This is a genomic window from Megasphaera vaginalis (ex Srinivasan et al. 2021), assembly GCF_000478965.1.
In the GTDB taxonomy this organism is placed as follows: domain Bacteria; phylum Bacillota; class Negativicutes; order Veillonellales; family Megasphaeraceae; genus Megasphaera; species Megasphaera vaginalis.
This window is the reverse complement of record NZ_AWXA01000002.1, coordinates 1-15,331: the sequence shown is the minus strand read 5'-3', so window position 1 is coordinate 15,331 and position 15,331 is coordinate 1. Positions and strand designations below refer to the sequence as shown.

At 50.7% G+C, this 15,331-nt stretch carries 15 protein-coding genes; 14 read left to right on the top strand and 1 reads right to left on the bottom strand.

Annotation, left to right across the window (positions count from 1 at the left end; translation table 11 throughout):
- The 4 genes from HMPREF1250_RS00115 to HMPREF1250_RS00105 all read left to right on the top strand — a co-directional run.
- On the top strand, nucleotides 1–460 hold a 460-nt coding region (locus tag HMPREF1250_RS00115; RefSeq protein WP_036242104.1), incomplete at its 5' end, for a GH25 family lysozyme.
- Nucleotides 461–514: 54 nt separating this feature from the next.
- Entirely contained in the window at nucleotides 515–997 is a 483-nt protein-coding gene (locus HMPREF1250_RS10780) for a hypothetical protein (RefSeq protein ID WP_023052541.1), read from the top strand.
- Between the two features lie 260 nt (nucleotides 998–1,257).
- Nucleotides 1,258–1,395: a hypothetical protein gene (locus HMPREF1250_RS11465; protein ID WP_023052537.1), complete on the top strand. Its 138-nt coding sequence runs from the start codon at nucleotides 1,258–1,260 to the stop codon at nucleotides 1,393–1,395.
- Nucleotides 1,392–1,583 carry a helix-turn-helix domain-containing protein gene (locus HMPREF1250_RS00105; RefSeq protein WP_023052548.1) on the top strand — a complete coding sequence of 64 codons (192 nt, stop codon included), beginning with the start codon at nucleotides 1,392–1,394 and terminating at the stop codon, nucleotides 1,581–1,583. Before HMPREF1250_RS11465 ends, HMPREF1250_RS00105 begins: the two co-directional genes overlap by 4 nt.
- A 370-nt stretch (nucleotides 1,584–1,953) precedes the next feature.
- On the opposite strand, the gene HMPREF1250_RS00100 is transcribed toward HMPREF1250_RS00105, so the two are convergent.
- Nucleotides 1,954–4,146, bottom strand: coding sequence for a Tex family protein (locus HMPREF1250_RS00100; RefSeq protein WP_023052545.1), 2,193 nt, complete (start codon nucleotides 4,144–4,146; stop codon nucleotides 1,954–1,956).
- Between the two features lie 190 nt (nucleotides 4,147–4,336).
- On the opposite strand from HMPREF1250_RS00100, the gene HMPREF1250_RS00095 reads away from it, so the two are divergent.
- The 10 genes from HMPREF1250_RS00095 (at nucleotide 4,337) to HMPREF1250_RS00050 (ending at nucleotide 15,217) form a co-directional block, all read left to right on the top strand.
- Complete coding sequence (locus HMPREF1250_RS00095) at nucleotides 4,337–4,750, top strand: Fur family transcriptional regulator (protein WP_023052544.1); 414 nt, start codon at nucleotides 4,337–4,339, stop codon at nucleotides 4,748–4,750.
- 103 nt (nucleotides 4,751–4,853) lie between these two features.
- On the top strand, nucleotides 4,854–5,696 hold the full coding sequence (locus tag HMPREF1250_RS00090; RefSeq protein ID WP_023052546.1) for a deoxyribonuclease IV: 843 nt from the start codon (nucleotides 4,854–4,856) through the stop codon (nucleotides 5,694–5,696).
- Nucleotides 5,697–6,848: an exonuclease SbcCD subunit D gene (locus tag HMPREF1250_RS00085; RefSeq protein ID WP_023052540.1), complete on the top strand. Its 1,152-nt coding sequence runs from the start codon at nucleotides 5,697–5,699 to the stop codon at nucleotides 6,846–6,848.
- Nucleotides 6,845–9,889 (top strand): AAA family ATPase, encoded by a 3,045-nt coding sequence (locus HMPREF1250_RS00080; protein ID WP_023052550.1) that lies wholly within the window; start codon nucleotides 6,845–6,847, stop codon nucleotides 9,887–9,889. The genes HMPREF1250_RS00085 and HMPREF1250_RS00080 overlap by 4 nt, the downstream gene beginning before the upstream one ends.
- 72 nt (nucleotides 9,890–9,961) lie before the next feature.
- Nucleotides 9,962–10,441 carry a YbaK/EbsC family protein gene (locus HMPREF1250_RS00075; protein WP_023052542.1) on the top strand — a complete coding sequence of 160 codons (480 nt, stop codon included), beginning with the start codon at nucleotides 9,962–9,964 and terminating at the stop codon, nucleotides 10,439–10,441.
- 14 nt (nucleotides 10,442–10,455) lie between these two features.
- Nucleotides 10,456–10,821, top strand: a complete 366-nt coding sequence (locus HMPREF1250_RS00070) for a VOC family protein (protein WP_023052539.1) — start codon at nucleotides 10,456–10,458, stop codon at nucleotides 10,819–10,821.
- Nucleotides 10,821–11,531, top strand: a complete 711-nt coding sequence (locus tag HMPREF1250_RS00065) for a tRNA threonylcarbamoyladenosine dehydratase (RefSeq protein ID WP_036242103.1) — start codon at nucleotides 10,821–10,823, stop codon at nucleotides 11,529–11,531. Before HMPREF1250_RS00070 ends, HMPREF1250_RS00065 begins: the two co-directional genes overlap by 1 nt.
- Before the next feature lie 232 nt (nucleotides 11,532–11,763).
- A complete protein-coding gene (nrdD, locus tag HMPREF1250_RS00060) occupies nucleotides 11,764–13,911 on the top strand; it encodes an anaerobic ribonucleoside-triphosphate reductase (RefSeq protein WP_023052543.1) in 2,148 nt (715 codons plus the stop codon).
- Between the two features lie 9 nt (nucleotides 13,912–13,920).
- Nucleotides 13,921–14,427: an anaerobic ribonucleoside-triphosphate reductase activating protein gene (gene nrdG / locus HMPREF1250_RS00055; RefSeq protein WP_023052552.1), complete on the top strand. Its 507-nt coding sequence runs from the start codon at nucleotides 13,921–13,923 to the stop codon at nucleotides 14,425–14,427.
- A 130-nt stretch (nucleotides 14,428–14,557) separates the two neighbouring features.
- Nucleotides 14,558–15,217, top strand: coding sequence for an HAD family hydrolase (locus tag HMPREF1250_RS00050; RefSeq protein WP_023052551.1), 660 nt, complete (start codon nucleotides 14,558–14,560; stop codon nucleotides 15,215–15,217).
- Nucleotides 15,218–15,331 lie beyond the last annotated feature (114 nt).

The following is a 15,331-nucleotide window of genomic DNA, read 5'->3' as shown; positions in this document are numbered from 1 at the left end:
GGGAGCGATTGATGCAGGGATAAAAGTAGGGGTATATCATTTCTTTGGTGCGACAAATCCGGGCGACGCAAGGCTGGAAGCTGAGCAATTTATTTCTCTGTACAAATCTCTTGTAACAGAAGGTATTACTGATGATGTTGGAATTTGGCTTGATGTGGAGGGGGAACCGGGACAGGTCTTGACGGGTGTTGATATGCAAACACTAACCGATTCGGTATCGGCATTTATTGTGAAATGCAATGAGGTAGGAATTAATATTGGGATATATGCAAATTACGACTGGCTGGAAAATCATATTGATGTATCGCAGCTTGCTGACTACGTCTGCTTTTGGCTGTCAGAATTGGACGATAAACCATGTTGGAAATATGAGCATCCAGAAAAGAATGTTCCGTTATGGCAGTATTCTTTCACAGGAAATGTCGGGGGTATTGACGTTGATCTTGATATGATGTTTTAAAACAGGAGGTGATCCCTTTGTATCTGTCGCAATTAAAAAAGGAGGTAGATAAATTTGGCTATAAAAAGATACTTATTTGTGCTGGCTTTTGCCTTGCTGTCGCTTGTACCGGTACTTGGCTACTGTGCCGGCACTACGAACATGACGCAGCCGCAGACAGTCATGATACAACTGTCACAATACAATCGATTGCAGACGATAATCACACAGCAAGAGATGACATTGACGCAGCTGCAGGACAGATTGATGCTGCTGAAGAGCAGTTCGACGGAGCAACAACAGCTCTTGATCGATCTACAGAATCAGCTACAAGACTGCAAAACTCAGTTGCAGGAAACTCGGCTCAGCTTGACGAGTGCCAAAAACTCGTTGACGAAGGCCGACGAAACATTGCAGAGGCAAGACAAATCTTTGCAGACGTTGACAACGCAAATCAAATCAATGGAGCACAAGCGGGCAGTCATTAGACGACAACGCGATACATGGGCCGTAGCTGCCGGAGTGCTTGCAGGAGCATTGATATATAAGAGCAGATAAAGTAAACCGGACAGCAGAGAGTAATTCTTGTTGTCCGGATTTTTTTATTGAAATACATTTGATTTCTATTGATATTATACACGTTATAGTGTATAATAAAAACATAAAGAGGAGGTGATGATATAGATAAGCAATGCGATATGGCCAAAGAAAAAGCCCTCAAATCGGAAACGCCGCAAACGTAACCACCGATAAGAGAGCGAGTGAAGGGAGAGGGAGACCTCTCCCGACACTTTCATTATATCAAAGAGGTGATAAAAATGAAAGTTACTGATATTATCGTTTTAATTGGAATTATATCGATGTGTATCGTAATTGATTTTGACAAAGAAGTCATAAAAGGGTTAATTACAGGTAGCGTTATTGGAGCATATGGAATTTGGAGATATTTAAAATGACGATAGATGACGTTATGACGACGCAAGAAGCAGCGGATCTTTGGGGGGTTACCGCAGATGCAATAAAACAAAATTGCTTAGGCAGAGTGAAAAATGGATTCAAAAAAGGGGAATTTAGAAAATCGGGTAAAATGTGGCTCGTGACCCGGGCCGGTATGGAGAGGGTGTATGGCAAAGCGACTATATGATAATAGTATTAAAAGAACAGAATTGGAATTTGACCCCCGCTTGACCCCCGGGGTATAAAAATCATACTTAGATATGTATGCTTAATGTCACTGTTTACCTGTATCATTAGTATAAAACAGCCATATAAATTGATTGGAAATCATGTGTAGGGCTACAGTTCTACCGTGGGTTCAAATCCCACTCTCTCCGCCAGTAAATGAGATAGGGTCTGCATTTGCAGGCCCTTTTTTTAGTTGCCTGTTCAATAAATGGTGTCGCAGCGAACCGCTGCGACACCATTTATTGAACAATACGATTGGTTTTCTCTTTGTAACGGAGAGGAGCGGTCAAATTCCCATATGCAGGTGGATAGCGTGTATTGTCAGCGTCTCATTTGCAGGTTGTTTTTCCAGTATCGTTGTTCGCGACATCCGTCATGGAAAGACTGATGCGACCTCTTCGGGAATCAACGGCTACGATTACGGCATCAACAATATCACCGACGCGGACGACATCTAAGGGATGGCAGAATGGCTTTCTGCAAAGTTTGGAGCGGTGCACGAGACCCGGCGTTTTTAATCCGAAATCGACAAAGGCGCCGAAATCGACGACATTTTGCACGGTACCGCGGACAGTCGTTCCTATTTGCAGTTCGTCGAGGGAGAGTATCTTTTGTCGCGTCAGCGGTTGCGGCATCGTGTCGCGGAGATCACGACCCGGCTTACGCAATTCAGTGAGAATATCGCGAATTGTCGGTTCGCCTGCATGGAGTTTTTCGGCTAATGCCGCAGTCGCATTTGGTGGCAGTTTGCTTTGCAGCAGATGTAATGCGGCGGTGTCCTTCCGTTCTTCGTGATGAATGCCGCAGTGCTGTAAGATTTTTTTGGCCAATGCGTATGATTCGGGGTGGACGGCTGTATTGTCAAGCGGTTCTTCGCCGTCTTTGATGCGGAGAAAGCCGGCACACTGCATAAACGTCGACGGTCCCAGACGTGGAACGGCGTTCAAATCCTGCCGATTACGGAAAGGGCCGTTTTTCTTCCGATAGGCAACGATATTGGCTGCCGTTGTCGCCGTCAATCCCGCAACATGACGCAACAAGGCGGCAGATGCCGTGTTCAAGTCGACGCCGACAGCGTTGACGACAGATTCGACGACGTCGTCCAGGGCAGCGGAGAGCATCTTTTGATCGACGTCATGCTGATATTGCCCTACGCCGATGGCTTTCGGATCGATCTTTACGGCTTCCGCAAGGGGATCTTGTAGTCGACGGGCAATAGAAACGGCGCCGCGGATCGTTACGTCGAGATCGGGAAGCTCTTCGCGGGCCAACATCGAAGCGGAATAAACGGAAGCACCGGCTTCATTGGTAATCATATAGGAACAGGTAAGATTGCCATGCTGAATTAAATGGGAAACGAATTGCTCCGTTTCGTAGGAAGCTGTTCCGTTGCCGATGGAGATTAAGGTGATACCGTGTTTTTTAACCCAGGCGGTCAGAGCCTCGGCGGCATCCTGTTGTTGTTTTTTTGAACCGACAAGGTGATAAGTGCCGTGATCCAATACCTTTCCCGTCGCATCAATGACGGCGCATTTGCAGCCTGTCCGGTAGCCGGGATCAAGGCCCATAATGACTTGTCCCGCAAATGGAGGTTGTAAAAGGAGACTGCGCAGATTGTCTGCGAAGACGCTGATAGCCTGCTTTTCGGCACTGGCTGTCAGTTCGCTGCGGATCTCCCGTTCCAGTTGCGGGAAAATGAGACGTTGATAACTGTCTTTTGCCGCATCTTTCAGGATTTCCACATAAGGAGACGGGCCGCTGATGATCATGCCAACCAAATGCGCAATGTGCTTGTCCGTATCAGTTTGTAATACCGATTTCAACAATTTTTGCGCTTCGCCGCGGTTAATGGCCAGCATCCGATATCCCAGTAATCGACGGATTTTTTCGTTGAAATTTTTATAGGTCAGCATCGGTCCGGCTTCTGCGTCGGCAACGGTGAGGGTACAGGACAGTCTGGCCGTTTTCCATAGCTCTTCGCGCAGATAGCGGCGATAAGTACTGTTTCCCGCGAGATCTTCGGACAAGATGTACATCGCTCCCTGAATGGCCGCGTCTGCTGTTTTCACGGTATTCGTCAGATAGGCTTCGGCAGCCTTTTCCGGCGGCGGACCGTTTTTTACCTGTTTGCGAAACAATTCGGCCAGCGGTTTCAGACCGGCTTCGCGAGCCGCCGCCGCTTTCGTCCGCCTTGTTGGTTTGAATGGACGGTACAGGTCTTCTACATCTTGGAGAACGCAGGCGGCAGCCAATGCGTCGGCCAAATCTTCCGTTAAGGCGTTTTGCGCGGCCAGTGCTTGGCGAACGGTCTCCTTACGGCGGGCCAGCTTTTCTTCGTAGTCATATCGTTCCCTTATTTGCCGCAGTTGTACTTCGTCGAGAAGCTGCGTGGCTTCTTTCCGGTAGCGGGCGATAAAGGGCACGGTATTTCCCTGTGCAAACAGGTTTAATGCCGTTTCCACTTGGTTTGGGCGGAGCGACAACATGGTGGCGATACGCCGTATGACTTCGATTTGATTCATGGACAGACTCCTTTCAGATCACCATTATATGAGGAGAGATGGGTGCAGTCAAATTCAATAAAAAAAATTCTCAAAAAACATTGAAAATTTTCTTAATAACCGTTACAATTTAATAAAGGGATTTGTCAATTAATATTCATTGGCAAAGAGGAATGGTTTTGAGACGATAAAGGGAAAGGAGGAGCTACGGATGAATATTGCTGAAGTATTGCGGGAACATGGGTATAAAGTAACGCCACAGCGTTTAGCTGTTTATGATGTGATTGATCATAATCTGACCCATCCGAATGCGGAAGTGATTTATAAGGAACTGCAGCCTAAATATCCTTCCATGAGTTTGGCAACCGTCTATAAAACGATGGAGATTTTTGCCAAGATCGGCGTCGTTCAGATTTTGCAGTGTGAAGAAGATGCCCATCGCTATGATTACAATACAGAGCCTCATGCACATGTCCGTTGTTCTCAATGTAACCGTATCAGGGACATTGAGATTGATCAAGATCAGCTGTCCCATGAGGCGGCTGAAAAAACGGGGTACCAAATAGATTCGGTCACCGTATCATTTACAGGTATTTGCCCTGAGTGCCTGGCAAAACAAAAATAGGGAAGAAGAAGGACTGCTGCGGAGCATTCTGCGGCAGTCCTTTTTGTTTGCCCGTATTTCGTGTTATACTTTTGCATATATTGTAACGAGGGGAGGAGCGAAGATGCTTCATATAGGTTGTCATTTATCGGTGTCGAAAGGTTTTTTGCATATGGGGCGGGAAGCGCTTGCCATTGGCGCCGATACGTTTCAATTTTTTTCCCGTAATCCCCGGGGCAGTAAGGTTCGGCCCTTAGACATAAAAGACATGGAGCAATTGAATATCTTTATGGACAGACATCATTTTGCGCCCATTTTAGCTCATGCCCCGTATACGCTGAATGGTTGTTCACTGTCGAAAAAAACGCGAGATTTCGCCGTTGAAGCGATGGCGGATGATCTGCGGCGCCTGGAATATGTCGAGCGCTGTCGCTATAATTTTCATCCCGGTAATCACGTAGGACAAGGCAGCGAAGCGGCTTCGGCCTATATTATCGACATGCTCAATCGGACCATGACGGGAGCGCAGAAGACGACGGTGCTGTTGGAAACGATGGCGGGAAAAGGAACGGAAGTGGGGCGCACCTTTGAAGAATTGGCCGCTATTCTTGACGGCGCCGTGCATAACGATAAGTTGGGCATCTGCCTGGACACGTGTCATGTTTTTGACGGCGGCTATGACATCGTCGATCATCTTGACGACGTGTTGACCGCCTTCGATAAGCGCATCGGCTTGCAGCGGCTGCTCGCGGTCCATATCAATGACAGCAAGAATCCGCTGGGCAGTCATAAAGACCGTCATGAAAAAATCGGACACGGTCATATCGGTCTGCAGGCGTTTACTGCCATTGTTAATCATGAGGCGCTGCGTCATTTGCCCTTTTATTTGGAAACACCCAATGATCTGGAAGGCTATGCCGCGGAAATAACCCTGCTTCGCAGCGTTAGCAAGGAAGAGGTGAACTAGGTGCGTCTTGTCCATACTGCCGATTGGCATTTAGGAAAATTATTTTACGGTGATTATCTGACGGATGAGCAGGATTATTTGCTGAAAGAACAGTTTTTGCCTTTTTTGCGGGATTGCCGGCCCGACGCCGTCATCTTGGCCGGAGATGTTTATGACCGCAGCCTGCCGCCTGTTGATGCCGTCGCGTTGTTCGATGAAGTCGTGACCAAGATCACGAAGGACATGAAACTGCCCTTTTTTGTTATCAGCGGCAATCATGACAGCGCTTCACGGCTTTCTTTCGGCAGTCGTCTGCTGGAACAGGGCGGTCTGTATATTAGCGGCGATTTGCGGCACCTGGGCGGGCCGGTCGTCCTCAGCGATGATTGGGGACCGGTTTCTTTTGTTTCGCTGCCGTTTGCCGAACCGGCGGCAGTACGGCACTGCAGTCAGGATGATATGATTCGCGACTGGGACCAGGCGCTGCAGTATCTTTGTCGGCAGCAGCGACAGCAAGTAACGACAGCGCGTTCGGTCTGCATTGCGCACGCTTTCGTTGCCGGCGGCGCCGTCAGTGATTCGGAACGGCCCCTTTCCGTCGGCGGTACGGAAGTCGTGTCTCCGGCGCTGTTCGCGGGATTTTCGTATACGGCGTTGGGGCACCTGCACGGGCCGCAACAAGTCGGCGGTCAGATGATTCGTTATGCCGGCAGCCTTTTGAAATATTCGTTCAGCGAAGCCGGTCAGAAAAAGGGAGCCGTCCTGGCCGAGATCGACAAGGACGGCGGCGTCTGCAGCGAGACGATTCCCTTGGCGCCGCGCCATGATGTCAGGATAATGACAGGCTTTTTTGACGATATCATGGGAGACGGTACTGCCGTACATGACGATTTTGTTCTGCTCCGCTTGCAAGACACGCAGCCGATTCTTGACGGCATGGCCAAGGCGCGCCGCAAATTTCCGCGGGCGTTAGCCTTGGAAATGCCGCAGCGGCAGCTTTCCGATACGGCAGGGGAGCGTCGGCTTGACCTGCAACAGTCAACGGCGCAGCAGCTTTTTGAAAGCTTTGTATCTGCCATGCGGCCGCAGCAAGGGCTTACGGCAGCCGAAAAATCATGCCTGCAGGACTTGTGGCAGGAATTGGAACGAGAAGAAAGGGAGGAAAGCAGATGAAGCCGATCTTGTTGGAGATCAATGCCTTCGGCCCCTATGCCGGTTGTGAAGTCGTGGACTTTCGCCGTCTCGGCGAGCGCAGCCTTTTTCTGATCTGCGGCCCTACCGGAGCCGGCAAAACGACGATTCTCGACGCCATTTGTTATGCCCTGTATGGCAAAACGAGCGGCAATATGCGTTCCGGCGCGCATATGCGCAGTGAGTATGCGACGGCGGCGCAAAAAACGTCCGTTACCTTTACCTTTTCTCTGGGACCTCGTCGTTATCGTGTCAGCCGTAGTCCTGAGCAGACCGTACTGCGCAAGGATAAAAAGGGATTGCGGCAGGCTGTCGCCGAAGCGGAATTGTGTGAAGTCGATGATGACGGTAAAGAATTGGCGTATCATGTCAGCAAAAATGTGACGGCTGAAGCGGAACGACTGCTCGGTTTCGACGTCGATCAATTTCGGCAAGTTGTCCTTCTGCCGCAAGGGGATTTTCGCAAATTATTGCTGGCAAGTTCTGCAGATCGGCAGCAGATTATGCAGACCTTGTTTCATACGCAGCAGTATGCACGGCTTGAAGGAAAGATCGAAGAACGGCACCGGGAAATCGCGCAACGCAACAGAGAGGAAAATGACCGGCGCAACCGGATATTGACGGCACTGGAAGTTGCCGATGAAGCGCAGCTGGCAGTTGTGATTCGGGAAAATGAGGAAAGGTTGGCAGCATTGAAACAGGAATCGGAGCATGCTGAGAGGGAGCGGGCCGAGTTCCAGCAAACGTTTAATCAAGCGCGGCAACTGGCTGATTTGTGGCAGTCATTGACACAGAGTAAAGCAAAAATGGCGGCGTTGGCGGCGCAGCAGGAGACGATGGCCGAACGCAAACGCCATATTGACCGGCTCCACGGTGCCAGACTTCTGGCCGAGCCTTGCAAGCATGTCGACGAGCTTGCAAGGCTCGGTGGCGAAACGCGCAAAAAACTGGATGCAGCAGCAGCCGCATTGGAGCGGGCCGAAGGGGAAGGTCGTCGTCTGACCGAGGAAAAGGAAGCCCTTGAAGCGAAGAAAGATGCCTATAAAGCAAGGGAAAATAAAATCACGGAACTGCACCGGCTGAAAGAGAAGGTGGCCGTTCTTCACTCGCTCCGACAAGTGTGGGAAGAGAAAGAAAAGCGTTCCGGCGCAGCGGAAAAGGCGCTGGCAGACGTGCTGGCGAATAAGGAACGGCACAGTCGGGACCTGGCGGCGCTCCGCCAGGAAGGCGGCGCGCTGCGTGAAGCGGCGGCGGCATTGGCCAAAGCGGCAAATGACGTCGAGAGGATGCGGGAACGCGTCGATATTGAAGGAAGACTGCTGAAAACAGTTACAGAAGCGGCAGCAATGGAGAAAAAACTGGCAGAAGCACAAGGTCGAAAAAAAGAAGCTGAAGCTAAGGCCAGGCAAGATAAGCTTGATTATGATGCAGTTCGGCAATTGTTTCTCAGGGGCCAGGCCGCGCTTTTAGCGCAAACTTTGGAAGAAGGCGTGCCTTGTCCCGTATGCGGTGCCGTTGAGCATTTGCAGCCGGCTCTGCAGCCCCCGGATCTGCCGCGTGAAGATGACGTGGAAAAGCGCCGCCTGGCTGCGGAAAAAAGTGCCGCCGATTATCGAAAATGGGATGTCGTCTGCGCACAGCTGCAAACGGCGGGGGAAGAGAAGCGGAACAATCTTACTGTACAGCGGCAGCTGTACCCGGCTGACGGTACGCTTGCCGTATGGCGAACGCGCTTGTCGGAAGCGGAACAAAGTGTAAAGATGTGGGAGAAAAAGGAAGCGCGCCGGCGCGACGTCGAAGGATTGACCGGTTCGGCGGAAGACGCGTTGAAGCGCTGTGAGCAGATGGAGAACGAGGCGCGCGACGTAATGCTGCATTGCCGGCAGGAGGCGGTTGCCGCGGCAGCCGGATTGCAGCATGCCGTCGAAGAAGTACCGGCAGCCTATCGCGCGCAGGAACAGTTGGATCGAGAGTTGCGGCAGCTTCAGCGCGACGTTGATGGCTATCAGGAAGCGTTGCGGCAGACGGCGGAAAAAGCGTTGCAGGCAGAGCGGGCCGTCGCGACATACGGCGCCGAAAAGCGGCAGTATGCGGAGCAAGTGGAAGCCTATCGGGAGCAGTATAAAACCGCTTTTGATGAATTAAAGCAACAAGCGGCGGCGGCAGGCTTTGCCGATATCGGCGAATGCAGGCTGTTGCAGGCGGAATTGCCCGGTCTGGAGGAGGAAGAAAAACAGTATACGGAATATCTCCGGAACGTGGCCCAGATACAAGGACAGATCAGTCAGCATGAAGCGGCTATCGACAGTCGGCCGCAGCCGGATATGGCGGCGTTGAATGCGGCGGGCAAGGAAAAATATGACCGTTGTCAGCAGTTGACGGCGGCAGTGGCGACAGCGACTGCCAATAAAGCGGGATTATTGAAAAACGATGCCGAGTTGCGGCATATTGCACGGCAGCAGGCGCATTTGCAGGAACAATATAAAACTGTCGGCGCGTTATATGAATTGATCCGCGGCGACAAAACGGGCGTTAATTTCGAGCGGTATGTTTTGGGAGCCCTCTTGGATGAAGTGCTGATGGCGGCTAACGCCAGATTGCAGTTAATGAGCCGCAGCCGGTATTCACTGCAGCGTTCCCGGACGTGGGATGATCGACGGGTACAGAAAATAGGCCTCGATATAGCCGTTTTTGATCAGTATACGGGGTACGTACGGCCGGCCAATACGCTTTCGGGAGGCGAGACGTTTTTGGCTTCTCTGTCACTGGCGTTGGGATTGGCCGACGTTGTGCAGGCCTATTCCGGCGGCATTCGGCTGGATACGATGTTCATTGACGAAGGCTTCGGGACCCTGGACAGTGAGACCCTGGATTTTGCTTTAAAAGTACTGGTGCAACTGAAACAGGGCGGCCGTCTTGTCGGGATCATTTCACACGTGCCGGAATTACGCGACCGTATCGACACGCAATTGATCGTCGATAAAACAGATCGCGGCAGTACGGTGCGATTTGCCTTGCCGTGATGGCAGTTGAAGAAACGAACGTAATATCCTATAATAACAATCAAGCCGAACAACTATAAAGGAGTGGTGTCCATGACAGCAATTGAACGCGTACGGGCTCATTTGGATCAGTGGCAGATGGCCGGCCGCGTCACGGAATTGGCCGTATCCAGCGCAACGGTGGCGGAAGCCGCGGCTGCTTTGCACACGGAAGAAGGGCGTATTGCCAAATCGCTTTCCTTTCTCGTCAATGGCCGGCCGCTGCTTGTCGTTTGCGCCGGCGACGCTCGCATTGACAACAAACAGTTCAAAGCCTTTTTCGGTCAGAAGCCGTCCATGATCAAAGCGGCAGACGTGGAGTCGTTGATCGGGTATCCCGTCGGCGGCGTTTGTCCATTCGGCGTCAAGCCGGGCGTTACCGTGTACCTGGATGAGTCGTTGCGCCGTTACGAAACCGTCTTTCCGGCTTGCGGCACGGCAAACAGCATGATCGAACTGACACTGAACGAGTTGGAAACCTGTGCCGCTGCCGCCGCCTGGATTTCGGTGACGAAAGATTGGCAAGGAGAATAGGGGGAAACAGACGTATGCAGTTTACATTTAAACACACGAATTTTAACGTCCTCGATTTGAAACGAAGCATGGATTTTTATGAAGCGGCCCTGGGACTGAAAGAAGTCCGCCGCATTGAAAATCCGGCTTTTACGATCGTTTACGTCGGTGACGGTGTCAGCGATTTCTGTTTGGAGCTGACTTGGCTTAAGGATCGTAAAGAACCGTATAATCTCGGTGAAAATGAATTCCATACGGCTTTTGCCGTTGCCGATATGGCTGCGGCGTTAGCCAAACATAAAGCGATGGATTGTGTCGTTTACGAAAATCCGCACATGGGTATTTATTTCATTGCCGATCCTGACGGATATTGGCTTGAAATCGTTCCGGAACGCAAATGATGAAAGCGGAATATACACAACGGACGGCTTTGCTGATCGGCGCGGATAAAGTCGCCGATCTCGCGAAAAAAACGGTCATGGTCTTCGGTCTGGGCGGCGTGGGTTCTTTCGTCGCCGAAGGACTGTGCCGTGCCGGTATCGGCCGCTTGATCCTGATTGATGCCGATACCTTTGATCCGTCGAATCTCAATCGGCAACTCGGCGCTACGACGGAAACGGTCGGACAGCGCAAAACGGATGTTATGCAGCGACGTCTTTTGTCGATCAATCCGGAGCTGGTTGTGGAAACGCATGCTGTCTTTTATTTGCCCGATGAAGAGGCCGGGTTTATTGCGAATGCGGGAGCCGACTATATCGTTGACGCCATTGACACGGTGCAGGCCAAGATCGGCGTCGTTGCAGAAGCCTTTGCTGCGGGAATTCCCGTCATTTCATCTATGGGAGCGGGAAACAAGCTGCATCCCGAATGGTTTGAAGTGTCGACGATTGAAAAGACTTCCGTTGATCCCCTGGCAAAGATCATGCGCAGAGAGTTGAAAAAACGAGGTATTCATGGCCTCAAAGTCGTCTACTCGAAAGAACCGCCGCTGCCGCCGCGGCAGAACCGTGACGGCGCGCGTCCGAGTCCCGGCAGCATCTCCTTTGTCCCTTCCGTTGCCGGCTTGATCATAGCCGGCGCCGTCATTCGCGATCTGATCGGATTACCATAAAGAATAGGAGCAGAAGAAACGAGAGGCAGGTGGAAAACCCGCCTCTTTTTGCGTAGTTTAGCCAAACAGAAGCAATCGTTCCGGATCATATATCATGTATATGATCATTGACATGAAGTACCAGATGTAGTAATATTGTCATAGACTCCATGGAGACGATAAACGATATGTGGTAGGGAAAAAGCGGTTTATTTTTTATATATACTATATAGTGTATGAAGGAGCGTGCGGTATGGACGTCATCAAGAGAAACGGGACGAAGGTGCCTTTTGACAGAAGCAAGATCACGATAGCGATCGAGAAGGCGATGAACAGCAGCAGCGGCGTATACGAGGCGGGCCAGGCCGAAGCCATCGCTAAAGAAATAGAGGCGTACGCGACTGCCATGCAGAAGGAAATGACCATTTACGCTATTGAAGATCAGGTATATTACAAACTGATCCAGTACAATAATCCGGCGACGGCGCGGGCCTATGAAAATTACAAGGCCATCCAGGCTTTCAAGCGGCAGACGAATACGACGGACACAGATGTTTTCGGGTTGTTGAATAATACGAACCTCGACGTTCTCGACGAAAATTCCAATAAAAACGGTCACGTCGTATCGACACAGCGCGATTTGATTGCCGGCGAAATATCGAAGGATATTGCGCGGCGTAAATTGATTCCTGCCGATATCGTTCAGGCCCATGACAGCGGCGCCATTCATTTTCACGATATGGACTATATCATTCAGCCTATGTTCAATTGCTGTCTCATTAATTTGGAGGATATGCTGGCCAACGGCACCGTCATTAACGGCAAGAAGATCGACACGCCGAAGTCTTTTCAGGTGGCCTGTACCGTAACGACGCAGATCATAGCTCAAGTCGCCAGCGGACAGTACGGCGGTCAGTCGATCAACGGCATTGACCGTATTTTGGCGCCCTATGTGCGCAAGTCTTACGAAAAATATATGAAGGCCGTCGTCGAGGAACAACGGGAAGTATACGGCATCGAACCGGACATGGATAAGGCTCGGGAGATTGCCTTGAAGCGGACGAAAAAAGAAATTAAAGACGGCATTCAGACGATCCAGTACCAGATCAATACGTTGATGACGACGAACGGACAGGCGCCGTTCGTAACACTTTTCATGTATTTCCCCCGGGACTACGAGTACGCCCGGGAAGCGGCGCTGATCACGGAAGAACTGCTGCGGCAACGGATTCAAGGCATCAAGAATGAGGCGGATGTCTATGTGACGCCGGCTTTTCCGAAATTGATTTATGTCCTGGATGAACATAATATTCATCAGAACAGCCCGTACTATTATCTGACGGAACTTGCCGCCGAATGTACGGCGAAACGGATGTATCCCGATTACATTTCGGCTAAAAAGATGCGCCAGACGTATGAAGGGAATGTTTTCAGCCCCATGGGCTGCCGCTCTTTCCTCAGTCCCTGGAAAGATGAAGAGGGCAGGTATAAATTTGACGGCCGCTTCAATATGGGCGTCGTGTCGTTGAATTTACCGCAAATCGGGATCTTGGCTGACGGAGATGAAGAAAAGTTTTTCCAAATACTCGACAAGCGCCTGGAATTGTGTAAAAAGGCGTTGTTGCTGCGTGTCGAGCTGCTGAAAAAAATCACGTCCGACGTTTCGCCGATTCATTGGCAATACGGAGCCATTGCACGCCTGAAGCCGGGAGAAACGGTGGAACGGTTCATGTATGGCGGGTATGCGACGCTGTCTCTCGGCTATATCGGCATGTATGAAGCTACGTTGCTGACCAAGCACTGCTCGCATACGGAACCGGAAGGAAAGGCTTTTGCGCATCGCGTAATGGACGATTTCAATGACCATATCAAACGGTGGCGCGAAGAAACGAATATCGGCTTTGCTCTCTACGGCACGCCGGCAGAAAGTTTGACCAATCGGTTCTGCAAGAAAGACAGAGCCCGTTTCGGTGAGATCAAAGACGTTACCGATAAGGGCTATTATACGAACAGTTATCATGTCGATGTTCGCGAGCCGATCAATGTTTTTGATAAATTCTCGTTTGAATCGGAGTTTGAAGATAAATCGACAGGCGGGTGCATCAGTTATGCCGAAATTCCCAATATGGCGCATAATGTACCGGCGATTTTGACGATGATCCGCTACATTTATGATAATATCAGCTATGCCGAATTTAACACGAAGTTGGATTATTGCCATGTTTGCGGCTTTGACGGCGAGATTGTCGTCAATGATGACAATGAGTGGGAATGCCCGCGCTGTCATAATACGAATCGTTCGAAGCTGACCGTTATTCGTAGGACGTGCGGGTATTTGGGTGAAAATTTTTGGAATGAAGGGCGGACCAAGGAAATAAAGGACCGTGTCCTCCACATATAGGTGGTTTGTATGAGATATGGTCAGATCCGTAAGTTTGATATCGCCAATGGTCCCGGCATCCGCACCTCTTTGTTTGTCACAGGTTGTACGCATCATTGCGTCAACTGTTTCAATGAAGCGTATCAGGATTTTTCGGCAGGAGAAGAATGGACCGATGTTGAGACGGCGGAACTGTTTTCTTATCTTCGGTTGCCTGTCGTTTCGGGACTGACGCTTTTAGGCGGTGAGCCGATGCAAAACGCGAAAGCCTTGATCCCGTTGCTGCGCGATGTTCGTAAAGCCGTTCCCGAAAAGGATATATGGGTTTATTCCGGCTATACGTACGAAGAAATCCGAGAGGATAAAGAACGCGTTCAGCTTCTTGAACTGTGTGATGTATTGGTAGACGGTCGTTTTGTAGAGGCCTTGAAGGATCCGGGACTTTACTTTCGCGGGTCTGCCAATCAACGTGTCATTGATATAAAAAAAAGCGAGGCTGCCGGGGCGGCAGTCCTCCTGTGGCCTGACGGCAGATAATTGTAACGGCAAGAGCAGGTGCGTTTTACGGCGCATCTGCTCTTTGTCGTTGACGGCTCTTTTCAAAGCGGACAAGAAAGGCTATAATGAAATTTATTCAACTTGAAAATACAGGTTACAGGAGCGGATTATGAAGAAAGAAATCAAACTTTTTATATTTGATATGGACGGACTGATGTTTGACACGGAACCGATATCGGCGCAGTGTTGGCAGGCGGCTGCCGCGCAGTTCGGGTATGATGTGCCTGACGAAGCCTTTTTTGCCGTGTTGGGAATGAATCAGATTACGGCCGGCGACGTGTTTCGCCGTTTTTTGGGGAGTGACTTCCCCTATGAAACTGTACGGCGCGTGAAATTGGCGTATCAGGAACGGTATTACCAAGAACACGATATCCCTGTCAAGGCAGGTCTCGAACAGTGTCTTGATTACGCGCGGCAAAAGAAAATCGCCTGCGCCGTGGCTTCTTCGTCTCCGCTGGTGCAAATTCGGTATCTTCTGAAAAAGACAGGTCTTCTGCCGTATTTTACGTTGTTGCAAAGCGGGGAAGAGATTGCGCACGGTAAACCGGCGCCCGATATTTTTCTGACAGCTTGCCGCCATTTATCCGTAGCGCCGTCACAAGCCGTCGTTTTTGAAGATTCCGCCATAGGACTGCAAGCCGCCCATGCTGCAGATATCGCCGCCGTCTGGGTACCCGATTTGGGAACAGTGCCGGCTGCCGTTGCGGCGACGGCTTGGCGGCAATGCCGAACCTTGGCGGAAGTGCCGAATTTCTTGACGGCAGAATGAAAGGGCGTTGCTTGCCGCTGATTCGGCGCCGGTAGTATTGGGAGCAAACGGCATCGATCTGCTGCTTCGCTTATCGCGCCATCGATGGCAAGCGTCGGCAGGATACATAAAAAA

Excerpts from the sequence above, each read along its gene's own strand:
- HMPREF1250_RS11465 (WP_023052537.1), top strand. The coding sequence starts at position 1,258 with ATGAAAGTTACTGATATTATCGTTTTAATTGGAATTATATCGATGTGT.
- HMPREF1250_RS00065 (WP_036242103.1), top strand. The coding sequence starts at position 10,821 with ATGAAAGCGGAATATACACAACGGACGGCTTTGCTGATCGGCGCGGAT.
- HMPREF1250_RS00075 (WP_023052542.1), top strand. The coding sequence starts at position 9,962 with ATGACAGCAATTGAACGCGTACGGGCTCATTTGGATCAGTGGCAGATG.
- nrdG (WP_023052552.1), top strand. The coding sequence starts at position 13,921 with ATGAGATATGGTCAGATCCGTAAGTTTGATATCGCCAATGGTCCCGGC.
- nrdD (WP_023052543.1), top strand. The coding sequence starts at position 11,764 with ATGGACGTCATCAAGAGAAACGGGACGAAGGTGCCTTTTGACAGAAGC.
- HMPREF1250_RS00080 (WP_023052550.1), top strand. The coding sequence starts at position 6,845 with ATGAAGCCGATCTTGTTGGAGATCAATGCCTTCGGCCCCTATGCCGGT.
- HMPREF1250_RS00070 (WP_023052539.1), top strand. The coding sequence starts at position 10,456 with ATGCAGTTTACATTTAAACACACGAATTTTAACGTCCTCGATTTGAAA.
- HMPREF1250_RS00100 (WP_023052545.1), bottom strand. The coding sequence starts at position 4,146 with ATGAATCAAATCGAAGTCATACGGCGTATCGCCACCATGTTGTCGCTC.
- HMPREF1250_RS00105 (WP_023052548.1), top strand. The coding sequence starts at position 1,392 with ATGACGATAGATGACGTTATGACGACGCAAGAAGCAGCGGATCTTTGG.
- HMPREF1250_RS00095 (WP_023052544.1), top strand. The coding sequence starts at position 4,337 with ATGAATATTGCTGAAGTATTGCGGGAACATGGGTATAAAGTAACGCCA.
- HMPREF1250_RS00050 (WP_023052551.1), top strand. The coding sequence starts at position 14,558 with ATGAAGAAAGAAATCAAACTTTTTATATTTGATATGGACGGACTGATG.
- HMPREF1250_RS00090 (WP_023052546.1), top strand. The coding sequence starts at position 4,854 with ATGCTTCATATAGGTTGTCATTTATCGGTGTCGAAAGGTTTTTTGCAT.